At 72.3% G+C, this 1,262-nt stretch carries 2 protein-coding genes; one reads left to right on the top strand and one right to left on the bottom strand.

Translation table 11 applies throughout. The annotated features are described in order from the left end of the window. A partial coding sequence (locus E1265_RS36335; protein WP_132935191.1) for an SDR family oxidoreductase occupies positions 1 to 449 on the bottom strand: 449 nt, incomplete at its 3' end. A gap of 27 nt (positions 450 to 476) precedes the next feature. Between E1265_RS36335 and E1265_RS36340 the strand changes: the two genes are divergently transcribed. Continuing rightward, entirely contained in the window at positions 477 to 1,142 is a 666-nt protein-coding gene (locus E1265_RS36340; protein WP_132935192.1) for an O-methyltransferase, read from the top strand. The last annotated feature ends 120 nt before the right edge of the window (positions 1,143 to 1,262 follow it).

Genomic DNA, 1,262 nt, shown 5'->3' on the forward strand with positions numbered 1-1,262 from the left:
CTCCCCGCCACGTTCTTGAACCCCGCGACGCTGCCCACCAGCACGATCCGCCCACGGCTGCGACGCAACGCCGGCAGCGCGGCGTTGACGAGCAACGCCGGCCCCAGCACGTTCGTCAGCACCATCCCCCGCCACCCCTCCGGGTCCCCGTCCGCGACCGTGTCGTGCGTTGCGAACCCGGCGTTGGCCACCACGTGGTCGAGCCGCCCGAACGCGTGCTCCGTCATCTTCACCGCCTCAGCCACCGCCTCGTGGTCGGTCGCGTCGCCCGGCAGGGTCACCAACCGATCGCCCGCGTCGGCCCGTTGGGCCAGCCGACTCAGTCGCTCCGCGCTCCGCCCCGTCGCCGCGACCCGGTGCCCGCGCTCCAGCAGCCGCCCCACCACCGCCGCGCCTATCCCACTCGCCCCACCCGTGACGAGCGTCACCGGCCCCGCGTCCTCACCCATCGCTGCCCATTCTCCTAGTCTCGGCACATGACGCAGCCGCTCTGGTCCCAGGTCGACGATTACTTCAACGACCTTCTCATCCCGGCCGATCCCGCCCTCGACGCCGCCCTCGCGTCCAGCGAGGCGGCCGGCCTCCCGCACATCAACGTAGCCCCCAACCAAGGCAAGTTCCTCCACCTCCTGGCCCGAATCCACGGCGCGCGGCGCGTCCTGGAGATCGGCACCCTCGGCGGCTACAGCACCATCTGGCTCGCCCGCGCCCTCCCGGCCGACGGCCGCCTGGTCACCCTGGAGGCCGACCCCCACCACGCCGACGTCGCCCGCGCCAACCTGGAGCGCGCCGGCCTGACCGACCGCGTCGACCTCCGCCTCGGCCCGGCCCTCGACTCCCTGCCCGAACTGGCCTCCCTGGCCCCCTTCGACCTGGTCTTCGTCGACGCCGACAAGCCGAACAACCCCAACTACCTCGACTGGGCCGTCCGTTACACCCGCCCCGGCTCGATCATCGTCTTCGACAACGTGGTCCGCGGCGGCCGCGTCCTGGAGGCCGACAACCCCGACCCGACCATCCAGGCCACCCGCCGCCTCACCGAACTCATCGCCGCCCATCCCCACCTGACGGCCACCACCCTCCAGACCGTCGGCGCCAAGGGCTACGACGGCATCACCCTCGCCCTGGTGACCGACGCCTGATAACCACCGGTTATCGGAATCGCTATTGGACGGTGCGCCGAGAGCCACCCCACCATGACGGGCATGCGAGCCCTCCTGCACGCCCCGTCCGCCCCCGCCGGCCTGCGTCTCGGCGAGACC

The organism is Streptomyces sp. 8K308 (assembly GCF_004348315.1).
Taxonomy (GTDB): Bacteria; Actinomycetota; Actinomycetes; order Streptomycetales; family Streptomycetaceae; genus Streptomyces.